Annotated in this window: 13 protein-coding genes; 7 read left to right on the forward strand and 6 right to left on the reverse strand. The window is 67.6% G+C overall.

The features are described 5' to 3' along the window. Positions 1-35: 35 nt before the first annotated feature. The gene (gene rpoD / locus IP91_RS05910; RefSeq protein ID WP_145647789.1) at positions 36-2,501 is read right to left on the reverse strand and encodes an RNA polymerase sigma factor RpoD; all 2,466 of its coding nucleotides are present in this window, start codon (positions 2,499-2,501) and stop codon (positions 36-38) included. 459 nt (positions 2,502-2,960) lie between these two features. Here rpoD and IP91_RS05915 point away from each other — a divergent pair, with 459 nt between their 5' ends. The 5 genes from IP91_RS05915 to IP91_RS05935 all read left to right on the forward strand — a co-directional run bounded on the left by IP91_RS05915 (position 2,961) and on the right by IP91_RS05935 (position 7,234). After that, positions 2,961-3,515, forward strand: a complete 555-nt coding sequence (locus tag IP91_RS05915) for a ProQ/FINO family protein (RefSeq protein ID WP_145647790.1) — start codon at positions 2,961-2,963, stop codon at positions 3,513-3,515. Beyond that, positions 3,515-4,177: a 3'-5' exonuclease gene (locus IP91_RS05920; protein ID WP_145647791.1), complete on the forward strand. Its 663-nt coding sequence runs from the start codon at positions 3,515-3,517 to the stop codon at positions 4,175-4,177. Before IP91_RS05915 ends, IP91_RS05920 begins: the two co-directional genes overlap by 1 nt. Before the next feature lie 79 nt (positions 4,178-4,256). Next, on the forward strand, positions 4,257-5,030 hold the full coding sequence (locus IP91_RS05925) for a c-type cytochrome (RefSeq protein ID WP_145647792.1): 774 nt from the start codon (positions 4,257-4,259) through the stop codon (positions 5,028-5,030). After that, positions 5,027-6,322 carry a cytochrome c gene (locus tag IP91_RS05930; protein WP_145647793.1) on the forward strand — a complete coding sequence of 432 codons (1,296 nt, stop codon included), beginning with the start codon at positions 5,027-5,029 and terminating at the stop codon, positions 6,320-6,322. The genes IP91_RS05925 and IP91_RS05930 overlap by 4 nt, the downstream gene beginning before the upstream one ends. A 165-nt stretch (positions 6,323-6,487) precedes the next feature. Then, entirely contained in the window at positions 6,488-7,234 is a 747-nt protein-coding gene (locus tag IP91_RS05935) for a head GIN domain-containing protein (RefSeq protein WP_145647794.1), read from the forward strand. 68 nt (positions 7,235-7,302) lie between these two features. Here the strand turns inward: IP91_RS05935 and IP91_RS05940 are convergent, their stop codons facing one another. From IP91_RS05940 to IP91_RS05950, 3 genes are read right to left on the reverse strand one after another with little or no spacing between them, the layout of a single operon-like run. Beyond that, positions 7,303-9,558 carry a TonB-dependent receptor gene (locus IP91_RS05940; protein WP_199754496.1) on the reverse strand — a complete coding sequence of 752 codons (2,256 nt, stop codon included), beginning with the start codon at positions 9,556-9,558 and terminating at the stop codon, positions 7,303-7,305. Between the two features lie 4 nt (positions 9,559-9,562). Continuing rightward, a complete protein-coding gene (locus IP91_RS05945; RefSeq protein ID WP_145647795.1) occupies positions 9,563-10,024 on the reverse strand; it encodes a copper chaperone PCu(A)C in 462 nt (153 codons plus the stop codon). 41 nt (positions 10,025-10,065) lie between these two features. Continuing rightward, positions 10,066-10,530 carry a DUF2946 domain-containing protein gene (locus IP91_RS05950; RefSeq protein WP_145647796.1) on the reverse strand — a complete coding sequence of 155 codons (465 nt, stop codon included), beginning with the start codon at positions 10,528-10,530 and terminating at the stop codon, positions 10,066-10,068. Positions 10,531-10,654: 124 nt separating this feature from the next. On the opposite strand from IP91_RS05950, the gene IP91_RS05955 reads away from it, so the two are divergent. Next, on the forward strand, positions 10,655-11,785 hold the full coding sequence (locus IP91_RS05955) for a serine hydrolase domain-containing protein (RefSeq protein ID WP_145647797.1): 1,131 nt from the start codon (positions 10,655-10,657) through the stop codon (positions 11,783-11,785). 136 nt (positions 11,786-11,921) lie between these two features. Here the strand turns inward: IP91_RS05955 and IP91_RS05960 are convergent, their stop codons facing one another. After that, positions 11,922-12,464 carry a YaeQ family protein gene (locus IP91_RS05960; protein ID WP_145647798.1) on the reverse strand — a complete coding sequence of 181 codons (543 nt, stop codon included), beginning with the start codon at positions 12,462-12,464 and terminating at the stop codon, positions 11,922-11,924. 14 nt (positions 12,465-12,478) lie between these two features. Then, on the reverse strand, positions 12,479-13,348 hold the full coding sequence (gene purU / locus IP91_RS05965; RefSeq protein ID WP_145647799.1) for a formyltetrahydrofolate deformylase: 870 nt from the start codon (positions 13,346-13,348) through the stop codon (positions 12,479-12,481). A gap of 171 nt (positions 13,349-13,519) precedes the next feature. Here purU and IP91_RS05970 point away from each other — a divergent pair, with 171 nt between their 5' ends. Further along, on the forward strand, positions 13,520-14,131 hold the full coding sequence (locus IP91_RS05970; protein WP_158643094.1) for a hemerythrin domain-containing protein: 612 nt from the start codon (positions 13,520-13,522) through the stop codon (positions 14,129-14,131). The last annotated feature ends 113 nt before the right edge of the window (positions 14,132-14,244 follow it).

A 14,244-nucleotide genomic window follows, 5' to 3' on the forward strand; every position in this document is an offset into this window, starting at 1 on the left:
CGCAGGCTTCCCTCTTCCGTTGAAAACAACCCCGATCAGTTCTGCGTCAGGAACGTCTTCAGCTTGTCCGAACGCGATGGCTGGCGCAGCTTGCTCATCGCTTTCGCTTCGATCTGGCGGATGCGTTCGCGCGTCACGTCGAACTGCTTGCCCACTTCTTCCAGCGTGTGGTCGTTCGACATCTCCACGCCGTAACGCATGCGCAGCACCTTCGCTTCGCGCGGCGTCAGGGAGTCCAGCACTTCCTTGATCACGTTGCGCATCGAGGCGTGCAGCGCGGCGTCCAGCGGGGCCAGCGTGGTGTTGTCCTCGATGAAGTCGCCCAGCTGCGAATCGCCATCCTCGCCCATCGGCGTTTCCATCGAAATCGGCTCTTTCGCGATCTTCATGATCTCGCGCACCTTCGATTCCGGCATCTCCATCTTGGCCGCCAGCGTGGCCATGTCCGGCTCGTTGCCCGTCTCCTGCATGATCTGGCGGCTGATGCGGTTCATCTTGTTGATCGTCTCGATCATGTGCACCGGCACGCGGATCGTGCGGGCCATGTCGGCGATCGAACGCGTGATGGCCTGGCGGATCCACCACGTGGCATACGTGGAGAACTTGTAGCCACGGCGGTACTCGAACTTGTCCACCGCCTTCAGCAGGCCGATGTTCCCCTCCTGGATCAGGTCCAGGAACTGCAGGCCGCGGTTGATGTACTTCTTCGCGATCGAGATCACCAGGCGCAGGTTGGCCACCGTCATTTCGCGCTTGGCGTGGCGGGCGCGCTTCTCGCCGGCCGCCATCTGCTTGTTGATCTTGCGCAGGTCGGCCAGCGGCAGCGCCACGCGTTCCTGCAGGTCGATCATCTTGTTCTGCAGTTCCTTGATGGCGGGGACGTTACGGCCCAGCACCGCGCTGTACGGATAGCGCGAATCGACTTCGTCGTCCACCCAGTCCAGGTTCGTCTCGTTGCCCGGGAAGACCTTGATGAAGTGGGCGCGCGGCATGCCGCAGCGGTTCACGCACAGTTCCAGCACGGCGCGCTCGATGCTGCGCACCTGTTCCATCTGGCCGCGCAGCGTGTCGCACAGCTTCTCCACGACCTTGGCCGTGAAGCGGATGCCCAGCAGTTCGCCGGAGATCACGGCCTGCGCCTTCTGGTACGCGGTCGAGCCGTAGGCAGCCTTGCGCATCTTGTCGAACTGCGTGGAGATCACGGCGAAGCGCTCCAGCGCGTCGACCTTCAGCTGCACCAGCTGTTCGGTGGAGAAGCCGGCCGCGCCGCCATTGGCGTCGCCGTCCGAGTCTTCCTCTTCCAGCTCTTCTTCGTCGTCATCGTCGTGCGATGCGGCCGGAGCCGGCGGCGCCACGGGCGCGGACGATTCGTCCGGATCGACGAAGCCATCGACCACGTCGTCGACCTTCAGCTCGTCCGCTTCGATCTTGTCGGCCAGCGTGATGATCTCGGCGATCGTGGTCGGGCAGGCGGAGATCGCCTGGATCATGTCGCGCAGGCCTTCCTCGATGCGCTTGGCGATCTCGATCTCGCCTTCGCGGGTCAGCAGTGCCACGGCGCCCATTTCACGCATGTACATGCGCACCGGGTCCGTGGTGCGGCCGAAGTCGGAGTCCACCGTGGACAGGGCCGTTGCGGCAGCCGCTTCCACTTCGTCGTCGGACGTGGCGTTCGGCACGTTATCGGACAGCAGCAGCGCTTCGGCATCCGGCGCGCGTTCGTAGACGGCGATGCCCATGTCGTTGAACGTGGCGATGATGCCCTCGATCGCTTCCGGATCGACGATGTTCTCGGGCAGCTGGTCGTTGATCTCGGCATAGGTGAGGAAGCCGCGGTCCTTGCCCATGTTGATCAGGTTCTTGAACTGCAGGCGGCGCTTTTCCAGGTCATCCGTGGACAGGCTGGCATCGCCACCGAAGGCGTCCAGGCCCTTGGCCTTGCGGTCGCGCGCCTTCGACGCGGCCTTCAGTTCGGCGCGCTCGACGGCGTTCAGTGCCGCCACCTCATCGTTCTCGGGCGTGAATTCGCTCGGCTTGCGGCCGCGGCGGCCCGGCACCTTCACGGAAGGCAGCAGGTAGCCGGACGTGTCGATCGAGGCCAGCGTGGCCGCATCGGTCACCTGGCTGACGGCCGCCGGCGCACCCGGTGGCGCGGCGACGTCGCCCTTCGCCTTGCGCACGCGGACCACCGGCGCTTTCGGCGTGGCGTCTTCCGCACCGGCGATGGCCTTGCGGACGGGCTTCTTCGGCGCCGGCTCGGCAGCTTCGACCGCTTCGGCCGTATCAGCCACCATGCCCTCGTTCAGTTCCGGCTCGGCAGCGTCGCCCGGCATGGCGGCCAGGCGCGACGTTTTCTTCTTCACGACGGTCACTTTGCCGGCAGCCTCTTGCGCATTGTCGATCACATAGGATAAGGTGGTCTTGGGCACTGCCAGCGGCGCAGCTTCGGCGCGCGGCTTCTTGGCGGTAAGCGTTAGGGTCTTCGGCGTTTTCGTCGTCATCAAATATCTCTTTAGTGCCTGGCAGGGCACGGCGCAATGGAAAATCCGGCGCGGCCATCATGGCCCCACCAGCGCGTATATGGGGATCATCCGGAATGAAAAAAGCCCGCGTCGTCCAAGCTTTGCGGGCCGATCCGATGTGGTCAATCCGATGTGGTTCCGATGTATTCAGTGCGAACAGAAGAGAGGGCTCGGCCCTGTGGAGATGGTTCCCCGGCATGCGGAAGCCCTTGGCAGGGAACCGCGAACAACTCCTTTATTAACTGAATCCGCACCGTCCTGCTTTTGGTGCGTCGATCATTATACACGCTTCCAGCCCGCACCGCACCCGCTGGATGCGGCGGGCGCCAATCAGGGCGGTGCACGAATCCACATGGTGACGCAAATAGCAACGCGTGCGCGCCCCCGCATGGTATGCTGGCGCCTCTTGCTTAACCAGTAAATCACGCCCCGAAGTCGATGAACACCAGCCTTACCCACGAGCCGTCCGCTGCCGAAGAACCCGTCCAGCCTGCCACCGAGTCCGCTGCTGCCGAACCTGCCGAGGCAGCACCGGCGCCGGCCGACGATACTGCTGCATCCAACCATGCCGCAGCCGCTCCTGGCGCCGCACCTGCGCAGAGTGCCCGCGCGCTGCTGAAGCAGCTGGGCCAGCAGTTCCCGGCTTTCCGCGACAGCCTGCCGCTGTCGATCGGCATCGACAAGCAGATCCTCGCCGAGATGCCGGGCATCGACCGCAAGCTGATGCGCGCCGCGCTGGGCATCCACACGGGTTCGCAGCGCTACCTGCGCACGATGGAAAAGGCCACGGTGCGCTTCAACCTCGACGGCTCGCAGGGCGCCGAAGTGACGGACGTGCACCGCAAGCACGCCAAGGACACGCTGCAGGAACGCTTCCGCAAGGAAGCCGACCGCAAGAAGGCCGAGCGCGATGCCGCCGCGGCCGAGGAAGCCGACCGCCGCCGCCAGGAAAAACTGGAACAGCTCACGGCGAAGTTCTCGCGCAAAGGCTGATGGCGTTTCCCGAGGACCGCGACGCGGACCTGCCGCCCTACCCGGGCATCACGCTGGCCGCCGTGCACCTGGTGCGCACGGCGCAGCAGGCGCAGGCCGCCCAGGCCGCGCTGCTGGCGCACGATGCCATCGGTTTCGACACCGAATCCAAACCCACCTTCGTCAAGGGCCAGAGCTCGGACGGACCGCACCTGGTGCAGTTCGCCGACGAGCACGAGGCCTGGCTGTTCCCCATCGGTCCGGACGCCGCGCCGCTGCTGCCGGCATTGAAAGCCATCCTCGAATCGACGGCCACGCTGAAGGTGGGCTTCGGCCTGGCCGACGACATGAAGCGCGTGCGCGCCAAGCTGGCCATCGAGCCGGCACGGGTCGCCGACCTGTCCGTGGCGCTGCGCGTGCCGGGCCAGAAGCACGACCTGGGCGCGAAGAGCGCGGTAGCCAAGTACTTCGGCCAGAAGCTGCAGAAGTCGAAGAAGATCTCCACCACCAACTGGGCCGCGCCGCGCCTGGCGGACAAGCAGCTGCTGTACGCGGCCGACGACGCCCAAGTGGCGCTGCGCATCTACCGCCACTGGCAGGCGCTCGGCAACGTGCTGCCGCCGCCGAAGGCGCCACGCCCTCCTCGCGTGCGTCAACCCGCCACCGTGCGGGACCCGGCCTAGCAGTTCCTTCTCGCGCTGCTGTTCTTCGCGGCGCGGCCGGGGTATGCTTGAGCGGCCCCGTCCACTCGAGAAGAACGGCATGCGCATCACGAGACACCTCATCGCGGCCTCGCTTGGCCTGGCCCTCTCCGCCGCCACGGCCGCCCCGCCGCCGGACACGCTCGAGCAGCGCCTGGCGCCCTGCCTGGCCTGCCACCAGCCGAAGGAACGCAACGATGCCTACTTCCCCCGCATCGCCGGCAAGCCGGAAGGCTACCTGTACAACCAGTTGCTGAACTTCCGCGACGGCCGGCGCCAGTTCCCCATGATGACCTACATGGTGAGCCAGCTGCCGGCGCCCTATCTGCGCGAGATTGCCCAGTTCTTCTCGGCCCAGCACCCCGCCTATCCAGCGCCGATCCGGCCCGACACGACGCCCGCCGTGCTGGAACGGGGCCGCCTGCTGGTCCGGCAGGGCGACTCAGCGCGCCGCATCCCCGCCTGCATCGGCTGCCATGGCCAGGCGCTGATGGGCGTCGCGCCATCGATCCCCGGCCTGCTGGGACTCCCGCGCGACTACATCAACGCGCAGTTCGGCGCCTGGAAGAACAAGGTGCGGCGCGCGCAGGCGCCGGACTGCATGGCGGAGGTGGCTTCGCGGCTCACCGAGGCGGATGTGGCGGCCGTCTCCAGCTGGCTGTCGTCGCAGCGGGTCGACGATGCGGCGCGGCCGGCGACCGCACCTGCTGCGCCGCTGCCGTTGAAGTGTGGCGGCGTGCGCGATAATGGCGGCATGCATGGCAGTGCTAGAGCCGTCGATGCAGCAGCCGTCGATGCAGCGACTGTCGGCGCAGTGAAAGGCGGGGCCCGATGAGCCGCCGGGTGCGCCGGGGTGCCGCGGTCGTCGCACTGCTGCTGGTCGGGACGGCCGCCCTGCTGTGGCCGCGCCACGATGCTGGCCTACCGCCCAGCGCTTCGTTTGCCGCGCTGCCCCCGTCCGAGAAAATCGCCCGCGGCGCCTACCTGGCCCGGGCCGGCGACTGCATGGCGTGCCACACGGTGCGCGGCGGCGCCGAGTATGCCGGCGGGCGGGTGCTGGAAACGCCGTTCGGCGCGATCGTCTCGCCCAACCTCACGCAGGATGCCGCGACGGGCATCGGTTCGTGGAGCGCGGACGACTTCTGGAACGCGCTCCACAACGGCCGCGCGCGCGATGGCCGGCTGCTGTATCCCGCCTTCCCGTATCCGAACTACACGGCCGTGACGCGTGACGACTCGGAGGCCTTGTACGCTTACTTCCGCACCATCCCCGCAGTACGCCGACCGAACGAGCCGCACCGGTTGCGCTTCCCGTATGACAGCCAGGTCGCACTGGCTTTCTGGCGCGCGTTGTATTTCAAGCCTGGCGTGACGCATGCCGACCCGGCGCAGTCACCCGAATGGCACCGCGGCGCCTACCTGGTGCAGGGGCTCGGCCACTGCAGCGCATGCCACAGCCCGCGCGATGCGCTGGGCGGCAGCAAGGGAAGGAACGGCGGCGATCTCTCCGGCGGCCTGGTGCCGATGCTCGGCTGGTACGCACCATCGCTGGCCAGCGATGCCGAAGCGGGCCTGGGCAGCTGGCCCGTGCAGGAGATCGCCCAGCTGCTGCACACGGGTGTCGCACCCCGCGCCACCGTGTCCGGGCCCATGGCGGAGGTGGTGCGCGAAAGCCTGCAGTACCTGTCGGCCGAAGATGTGCGTGCGATGGCGGTGTACCTGAAATCACTGCCCGCTGCGAACGCTGCCCCCGAACGCCCGGAACGCTCGCCCGCACCGCAGGCGGTTGCCTTCCTGGCCGCCGGCGCGAAGCTGTACGAGCAGCACTGCGCCACGTGCCATGGCCCCAGCGGCCGGGGCGCGGCACCGCACTACCCGCCGCTGGCCGGCAACCGCGCACTCACGATGCCCGATGCGACCAACGCGATCCGCCTCGTGCTCAACGGCGGCTTCCCGCCCGGCACGCGCGGCAATCCACGCCCATATGGCATGCCGCCGTTCGGGCATGTGCTGGCCGATGTGGAGGTGGCCCAGGTGGTGTCCTACCTGCGCAGCGACTGGGGCAACGATGCGCCGCCGGTCAGCGGCGCCGATGTCAACCGGTTGCGGGCCGTGCCGCTGGACTGACCGGATGCTGGCCGGACTGTGGCACGCTGTCCGAATGCACCGGTTTTCTCCCGTCCAGGCCGCCGATCCTGCAATCCATCGCAAGGCAGCGGCAGCACCGCCGGCTGGACCGTACGATGCCACCATGAACCGACGCCATCCCCGGCGTCCCCACAGGAGACCGCAATGACCATCAAATCCATCCACTACATCGGCGCCGCCGTGCTGGCCACCCTGCTGTGCGGCGCCTGGGCAGCGCAAGGCGATGCCCCGCGCGACGAGGGGCCGTCCGGCCAGGTGATTTCGCAGGTGCGCCAGCCCGGCCAGTTCCATGGCGTGGAAGTCACGGTCCCCGCCCAGGTCGAGGTGATCGTGGGCGGCACGGAATCCGTGCGCATCGAAGGCGATGCGAAAGTCCTGCCGCTGATCGAGACGGTCGTCGAGAACGGCGTGCTGACGATCCGCCCCGTCAAGCGCAACATGCGGCTCAGGACCGGCAAGCTGACGGTCGTCGTCGAAGCGCGCGCGATCGACAACCTGGGAGTCGCCGGCTCCGCCACGATGAGCGCGAAAGGCATCCGCGCGGACAATCTCACGCTGGAAGTCGCCGGCTCCGGCACGATGGACATCACGCGCATCGAGGCCAAGACCGTCAATGCGAGCGTGGCGGGCAGCGGCAATATCGAGGCGGCGGGCCGGACGCAGCACGCCAAGGTCTCCGTGGCCGGTTCGGGCCACGCCGATACCAGCCGCCTGCAGGCGCAGCAGGCCACCGCCAACATCGCCGGCTCCGGCCAGATCGAAATGGCGGCACAGCAGGCGCTCACCGTCAGCATCGCCGGTTCCGGCGACGTGGGCTACTACGGCGACGCGCAGGTGACGAAGTCCGTGATGGGCTCTGGCAGCGTGCGGCGGCTCGGCGGCGCGCGCTGAATCCTCACGACAGGTTAGAAAGCCCGGCAGGCGTTGCGCTTGCCGGGCTTTGTTTTACGACGCCGCCATCACAGATCGAACTTCAGCTCCGCCACCGCCGTGCGCTGCGTGTACGGATGGAAGGCCCAGTACTTCTCGTTGCCGAGATTGTCCACGCCCAGCGCCGCGGACCAGTGCCGGTCGAAGCGGTAGCGCAGCCGCACGTCGGCCACCAGGAAGCGCGACACGCCCATGTAGGTAAAGCCGTTCGGATCGCTGTTGTCGAGCGTGCCGTACTGCGTGCCGCTGTAGCGGATGCCCGCGCTGGCGCTCAGCCGGTCCGTGGCGCGCCATGAGGCCAGCGCATTGGCACGCCAGCGGGGCACGCGTGGCTGCCGCTTGCCCACCGAGGCGGGGAACGCGTCGTTGGCCGTGATGCTCGAGTCCGCATAGGTCAGGCTGGAGTTCACGCTCAGGCCACGCACGACCACGTCCTCCGCCGCCTGCGCCAGTTCCAGGCCGGTGGTGCGGATGCGGTCCACGTTCTGCACGGTGGACACGGTGGGCGTGAGCGGCTGCGAATACAGCGCATCGCGGGTGGTCTCGTGGAACAGCGTGGCGCGCAGGCTGCCCCTGGCCGTGATGCGCTCGGCGGTGAACTCCTCCGTCCATGACCGTTCCGCCTTCAGGTTCGGATCCGTGTTGACGATGGCACCATCCACGATGGAACCCTGGAACAGTTCCGCGGCGGTGGGATTGCGCACGGCGCGGCCGGCCGAGGCTTTCAGGGTCCACGCATCGTTCGCCCGCCAGGACAGCGCGGCCTTCGGCGACCAGCCCTGCTCGCGGCGCGCGCCGAAGCGTTGCGGGCCGCTGGTGGCGTTCGACATCTCGCCACCGAAAGCCTGCCAGCGTTCCCAGCGTGCGCCCACGGTGGCCTTCCAGCGCTCGTCGATGCGCCAGGTGTCCTGGGCGTACAGGCTGGTCAGGCGGGTGTCGCCATTGAAGGTGGAGACATGCCGGCCATCGCTGCCATCGATCCAGTCGGCTGCGCTGAACACGCGGGTGCGCAGCTCGGCCGCGTCGCGCTGCGCGCCAAGGTCCACCGTGTGCGCGCCGTTTGGCCGCCAGATGCCCTTGACCGCCAGCGTGTTCCAGCCGCTGCCGGCCATGTCCGTGACGTTGCCCTGTCCGGTCGCATCCTGCGCTGCCAGGAACACGGTGGGCACGCGCATCAGGTCCTTGCGGTAGTCATATTTGCTGGCGGCGAGCTCCCAGTCGAACATGTCCTTCGCATGGCGCTTGAGGGACAGGCCGTGCATCACGTGTTCGAGCTCGTTGCGCTGCGGCGCGAAGTCGGAGGGCAGCAGGGTATAGCGGCGCCCCGCCACGTTGATGTCCCCGCGCGTGACGGCATTGCCGGCGCCATCGCGCAGGTAGGAATCGACACTGCGGTCGGCATCGTTCTGCCACCAGCCCAGCGTGTAGCTGGCCCGCAGCACCGGCGAGAAGTCATACGCCAGCTTCACCTTCGCATGGTCCTGCACCGTGTGGATCTGGCTGGTGGAGCCCAGGATCAGCCAGTCGCGCGCGGACGGGTTCCGGTCGGCGATCGCACCGGTGACCGGCACGCCTGCGTTCCCGGCAACGCCGCTGGAGACGAGCTTGTTGGCGAAGGCGATCGGCTGGCCGTCGCTGTCCTGCCGCGACAGGGCCACCCACCACGACAGGGCACCGTGCCGGTCGCCCAGCGAAGCGCTGCCCTGCTTGCCGTAGTAATTGTCGCGGGTGCCGTATTGCTTGAACCGCTGGGCGTAGCCGGCCACACGCACATGCCCTTCCAGCTGCGTGGGCATGCGGGTCTGGTAGTCGACGACGGCGCCCACCGAATTGCCGGGATACGCCGCCGAGAACGGCCCGTACAGCACGTCGACCCGCTCGATTTCCTCCGGCGTGACCATGCCCCAGCGGGGCGTATAGGTGGCGCCGTTGCCGAGCAGGTTCGAGAGCTGGATGCCGTCCGCATACACCAGCGAACGGGCGCTGTTACCGGTGCCGGAGGCGCGGCTGGCCAGCACGGCGTGGTCGAAGTCGCCGACGTAGCGCTTGCGCACGTTCAGGCTGGGGAAGTACTTCAGCGCGTCCTCGCTGTCGAAGGCGTTGATGCGCTCCTCGATCTGCGCGGCGGTAATGCCTTCGATCGTGGTCGGGATCTGCGTGGGCAGCGAAGTGGGCCGGCCGCCGTTGATGGTGACCACGTCCACGGCTGCCATCTCTTGTGCATCGGCGCACAGGCCCAGCGCCGCCAGCATCGCTGCCAGCGGTCGTTTGAGGGGGAGCTTCATGGCGTCAGTGCCGCGGTGGCGAGGCCGGTGCTACATACGTCAGCGGTTTGACCGTGGCCTGCACGGCCACGTTCTCGCGCTTGCCGTTCTTTTCGATGACGAGCGTCAGCGGCACCGTGTCGCCCTCTTTCAGCTGGCGTTTCAGGCCCATCAGCATCACGTGGTAGCCGCCCGGCGCCAGGTCGACCGGCTTGCCGGCCGGGAGGTCGATGCCGTCGACGCGGGCCATCGTCATGCGGTCACCCTGCATGGCCATCTGGTGCAGCTCGCCCGTGGCGACGGGGGTCTGGATCTCGACGAGGCGCGCATCCTGCTTCGATTCGATGCGCATGAAGGCGCCGGACGATCTGGCGGCGGCGACGGTGCCGCGTGCCCACGCGTCGCTGACGGTGACCTGGGCAAGTACGGGCGTGGCGGCGCCCAGCGCGAGAGCCGCCAGCGTGGCGGCAGTGAACATCTGTTTCATGGTGAGACTCCTGGATCGGTTGAACGAAAGGTCGTTGGGGATCAGGCGTCTCGCGGTGGGCCGCGCGGCTGGGCGGCCGTCCAGGCCTGCAGCGGACGGGGCGCGTGGTAGAACAGATAGGGCTTGACGGTGCCGGCGGTGAGGGACGGCAGCACCAGCGGAGCCGATGGCGGCAGGCCCACCGAGCCGGCGTGCGGCAGGCAGTAGGCGCAGTCGGCCATGAGCTTGTCAGCATGGTCACTGGCATGGGCGCCGGCCTGGTCGTGGCCACCGATGGCGACACCGCCGGGCAAAGGCCTGGAGCGGTCCGTCAGCTGCAGGAACAGCGCGTGATCGAGCTCGCCGGTGCCGGACAGCGTGGTGCCGTCGTTCAGGCAGATTTCCCAGGTGTGCTGCGGCCCGCTCGCGGCGGCAAACGCATGCGATACGGCCGGCACGAGCGCGTTCAGCAGGATCGCGCAGCACGCGAGCCAGACGGTGAGCAGCCGTTTCGCCGGGGTTTTCATGCCGCCGATTATAGCCTGCACGGCTGCGCGGGCGCGTTCGCTGCCGGCGTGCCGTCCCGCATTCCGTGCGCATGCCGTCCTCATCTTGTTTATCATGCGCGCTGCCACAGTCACAGGAGTGTTCATGCAAGCAGGCCAGCATCTCGACAAGGTCATCGACAGCGCCATCGCGCGCCAGCGCATCGTGGGCGCCGTGGTATTGGTGGCGCGCGATGGCGAGATCGTCTACCGGCGCGCCGCCGGCCATGCGGACCGCGAAGCGGGCCTGCCGATGCGGGAGGATGCGCTGTTCCGTCTGGCCTCGCTGACCAAGCCGATGGTGGCCGCCACCGCGCTGAAGCTGGCCGATGATGAAACGATCGACCTGGCCGCGCCGGTGACGGAATGGCTGCCGGAATTCCGCCCGCGGCTGGCCGATGGCAGTGCACCGGACATCGCCCTGCACCATCTGCTCACGCACACGGCGGGGCTGTCGTACGGCTTCCTGGAACCGGCTGGCGGCCCTTACCGGCTGGCGCGCGTGTCCGACGGCCTGGACCAGCCGGGCCTGTCGATGGCAGAGAACCTGGCACGCATCGCCGCGGCACCGCTGGCCTATGCGCCGGGTACGGGCTGGCGCTATTCGGTGGCGACGGACGTGCTGGGGGCCGTGCTGCAGCAGGCGTCCGGCATGCCGCTGGCGCAGCTCGTGCAAAGGGAGATCACGGGGCCGCTGCGCCTGCGCGAGACGGCGTTCGGCGTGGTGGAGGCGTCACGCCTGGCCGTGCCCTACCGCGATGCCAAACCGGCGCCGCTGCGGATGGGCGACGAGGAGGTCGTGCCCTTCATCGGCAATCCGGCCGCGTTCGCGCCGGGCCGGATTTTCGACGCCTCCTCGTTTCCTTCCGGCGGGGCGGGCATGGCCGGCACGGCGGACGAATTCATGCGCTTCCTGCTGAGCCTGCGCACCGCCAACCGCGCCATCCTGCGCGCCGCCGAAGTGGACCGCACCGGCCCGCAGGCGGCCACGCAGGGACCCGGCTGGGGCTTCGGCTACCTGGGCGCCGTGCTGGCCGATCCGAAAGCCGCGCACTCGCCGCAGTCCCCCGGCACGCTGCAGTGGGGCGGCGCCTACGGGCATTACTGGTTCCACGACCCGCTGCGCGACATCGCCGTCGTCCAGCTGACCAACACCGCCTTCGAAGGCATGTCCGGCACCTTCCCGCGCGACATCCGCAACGCCGTCTACCGCGACTTCGCCCCCACCAACGGCTGAGCCCGTGTCCACTTCGGGGTCAGTCACCAAACGAGACACGAGCTCGGCCGTAAAATCCCGGCGACGCTTTCTTACGCTCCAGGCCGTGTCAACTTTCGTGACTGACCCCGAAGTTGACACGAGCTGGGCAGTAGGACTAGCGCTCGGACTTCCAGGTCTCGCGCTCGACCTGCACCGTGTCGTTGCCGTCGGTCAGCCAGATCTGGCCGTCCTGGATCGTGCATTGCAGCTGCATGTTGCGGGTGGCCATGCTGGCCAGGGCGGCGGTGGTGTCCGATGGCAGGTTGATGACGCTGACGTTCTTGGCGCGGTCGATCTTGTTGGCGATGCCCTTCCACCAGATCGAACTGGCGCTGCTGTAGCAGTAGACGATCACGTGCTCGGCGCGGCCGGCGCCCTTCAGGATGCGGCGCTCTTCCGGCTGGCCGATCTCGATCCACAGCTCGATGGCGTCCGTCAGGTCCTTCTGCCACAGGTCCGGCTCCTCGACGTCGAACATGCCCTTCGTGAACGTGAGCTGTTCGTTGGCGTGGATGGCGAACGCCAGCAGCCGCACCATCATGCGCTCGTCCGTTTCGGACGGGTGGCGCGCCAGCGTCAGCAAATGGGTGCCGTAGTAGTTGCGGTCCATGTCGGCGATCGACAGTTCCGCCTTGTAGATTGTTGCCTTGAGTGCCATTGAGACTTTGCTGGTTACTTGAAGATCACGGTACGGTCACCGTTTTGCAGGATGCGGTGTTCGACGAACCATTTCACGGCGCGCGCCAGCACCACGCATTCGACATCGCGGCCGATCGCGGACAGCGTGTCGCCGTCCATCGCGTGGTCGACCCGCTCGACGTCCTGCTCGATGATGGGGCCTTCGTCCAGGTCGCCCGTGACGAAGTGCGCGGTGGCGCCGATCAGCTTCACGCCGCGGCGGTGTGCCTGCGCATAAGGCTTGGCGCCCTTGAAGCTGGGCAGGAACGAATGGTGGATATTGATGGCGCGGCCCTTCAGCTGCGTGCACAGCGCCGGCGACAGGATCTGCATGTAGCGCGCCAGAACCACCAGGTCGATCTGGTGCGAATCGATCAGGTCCACGATGCGGGCTTCCTGCGCCAGCTTGGCCGACTCCGGCGCACCGGCCGCCAGCGGCAGGTGGTGGAACGGGATGTTGTAGCTGGCCGCCAGCTGGTAGAAGTCCATGTGGTTCGACACGATGGCGGGAATCTCCACCGGCAGCAGGCCACTCTTGTAGCGGAACAGCAGGTCGTTCAGGCAGTGGCCGATTTTCGAGACCATCAGCAGCACGCGCGGCTTGCGATGCGCGTCGTGCAGGTGCCATTCCAGGCCCAAGGTATGAGCCAGCTGCCCGAATTCGGCGCGCAGCGTTTCATCCGCCACCGCCGCATCTTCCGCGGCGAAGTGCACGCGCATGAAGAAGCGCTGGGTTTCCTGGTCGCCGAACTGCGCCGAATCGATGATGTTGCAGCCGTGCTCCGCGAGGAAGCCGGACACGCGGTGCACGATGCCGCGCTGGTCGGGGCAGGAAAGCGTGAGGATGTATTCGGGATGCGTCATGGCGGATTGGTCGGTAGGCGGCACGGGCGGACTGCTATTGTCGCACGAACCGGACAGCGTTCCAATATGGCAAGGCGGCGCCTGCGCCCCGTTGCCGGTCCTATACTGCCCCCAGCCCATGCGGCCACGCCGGGCAGCCGGTGCGGCCCTCAACCAACCGGAGAACCATCGATGACTACCGACACCAGCAAGACCGAACCGATCAACCTGCCCAGCGCGGACGACCATCCCGCGGTGAAGATGCCACACGCGCAAAGCACGCAGGACAAGGATGCCGTGGCACTGCTGACGGCCAACCACAGCAAGATCAAGCAGCTGTTCACCGAATACGACCGCGTGCAGCGCCTGGGCGACACGGGCCTGAAGGCGGACCTGGCGCAGCAACTGGCGCTGGAGGTGGAAGTGCACGCCCTGCTGAAGGAAGAAATCTTCTATCCCGCCATCAAGGACCATGGCAGCGCGGCGCACCTGGTGCGCGCATCGATCCAGGGGCAAGCCGAAGCAAGCGAGCTGGCGGCACGCCTGCACGGCCTGGCCGGCGACGATGCCGATCTGGACAGCAATGTGACGCTGCTGCGCACGGCCATCGAGCGCAGCATCCATGCCGACGAAAGCGAACTGTTCCCGGCCGTGCGCCAGGATGGCGGCAACCTGCTGGCGCTGTACGACCAGCTGGCCGACCGCAAGGCGCAGCTGGAACAGGACATGGCCTCCAGCCCCCTGCGCACCGGCACGCGTGAAGCGAGCGGTGAACACAGCGCCGTCGGCCAGGCCGATTCCTGATCGATTCGCCGGAACTTACGCACCGGCCACCTCCTCTAATCCGTTGAAGCGGGCTGACCTTGCCGCTTCGCGGCCCGGGCCCGAAGCCCGGCTCGACATTCCAGAGTGAGGTG

The sequence above is a fragment of the Pseudoduganella lurida genome, from assembly GCF_007830455.1.
GTDB lineage: Bacteria > Pseudomonadota > Gammaproteobacteria > Burkholderiales > Burkholderiaceae_D > Rugamonas > Rugamonas lurida.

What these genes read in the sequence shown, in the direction of transcription:
- IP91_RS05935 (WP_145647794.1), top strand. Translation starts at nt 6,488, where the DNA reads ATGACCATCAAATCCATCCACTACATCGGCGCCGCCGTGCTGGCCACC.
- IP91_RS05930 (WP_145647793.1), top strand. Translation starts at nt 5,027, where the DNA reads ATGAGCCGCCGGGTGCGCCGGGGTGCCGCGGTCGTCGCACTGCTGCTG.
- IP91_RS05970 (WP_158643094.1), top strand. Translation starts at nt 13,520, where the DNA reads ATGACTACCGACACCAGCAAGACCGAACCGATCAACCTGCCCAGCGCG.
- IP91_RS05945 (WP_145647795.1), bottom strand. Translation starts at nt 10,024, where the DNA reads ATGAAACAGATGTTCACTGCCGCCACGCTGGCGGCTCTCGCGCTGGGC.
- IP91_RS05920 (WP_145647791.1), top strand. Translation starts at nt 3,515, where the DNA reads ATGGCGTTTCCCGAGGACCGCGACGCGGACCTGCCGCCCTACCCGGGC.
- purU (WP_145647799.1), bottom strand. Translation starts at nt 13,348, where the DNA reads ATGACGCATCCCGAATACATCCTCACGCTTTCCTGCCCCGACCAGCGC.
- IP91_RS05950 (WP_145647796.1), bottom strand. Translation starts at nt 10,530, where the DNA reads ATGAAAACCCCGGCGAAACGGCTGCTCACCGTCTGGCTCGCGTGCTGC.
- IP91_RS05925 (WP_145647792.1), top strand. Translation starts at nt 4,257, where the DNA reads ATGCGCATCACGAGACACCTCATCGCGGCCTCGCTTGGCCTGGCCCTC.
- rpoD (WP_145647789.1), bottom strand. Translation starts at nt 2,501, where the DNA reads ATGACGACGAAAACGCCGAAGACCCTAACGCTTACCGCCAAGAAGCCG.
- IP91_RS05960 (WP_145647798.1), bottom strand. Translation starts at nt 12,464, where the DNA reads ATGGCACTCAAGGCAACAATCTACAAGGCGGAACTGTCGATCGCCGAC.
- IP91_RS05940 (WP_199754496.1), bottom strand. Translation starts at nt 9,558, where the DNA reads ATGAAGCTCCCCCTCAAACGACCGCTGGCAGCGATGCTGGCGGCGCTG.
- IP91_RS05955 (WP_145647797.1), top strand. Translation starts at nt 10,655, where the DNA reads ATGCAAGCAGGCCAGCATCTCGACAAGGTCATCGACAGCGCCATCGCG.
- IP91_RS05915 (WP_145647790.1), top strand. Translation starts at nt 2,961, where the DNA reads ATGAACACCAGCCTTACCCACGAGCCGTCCGCTGCCGAAGAACCCGTC.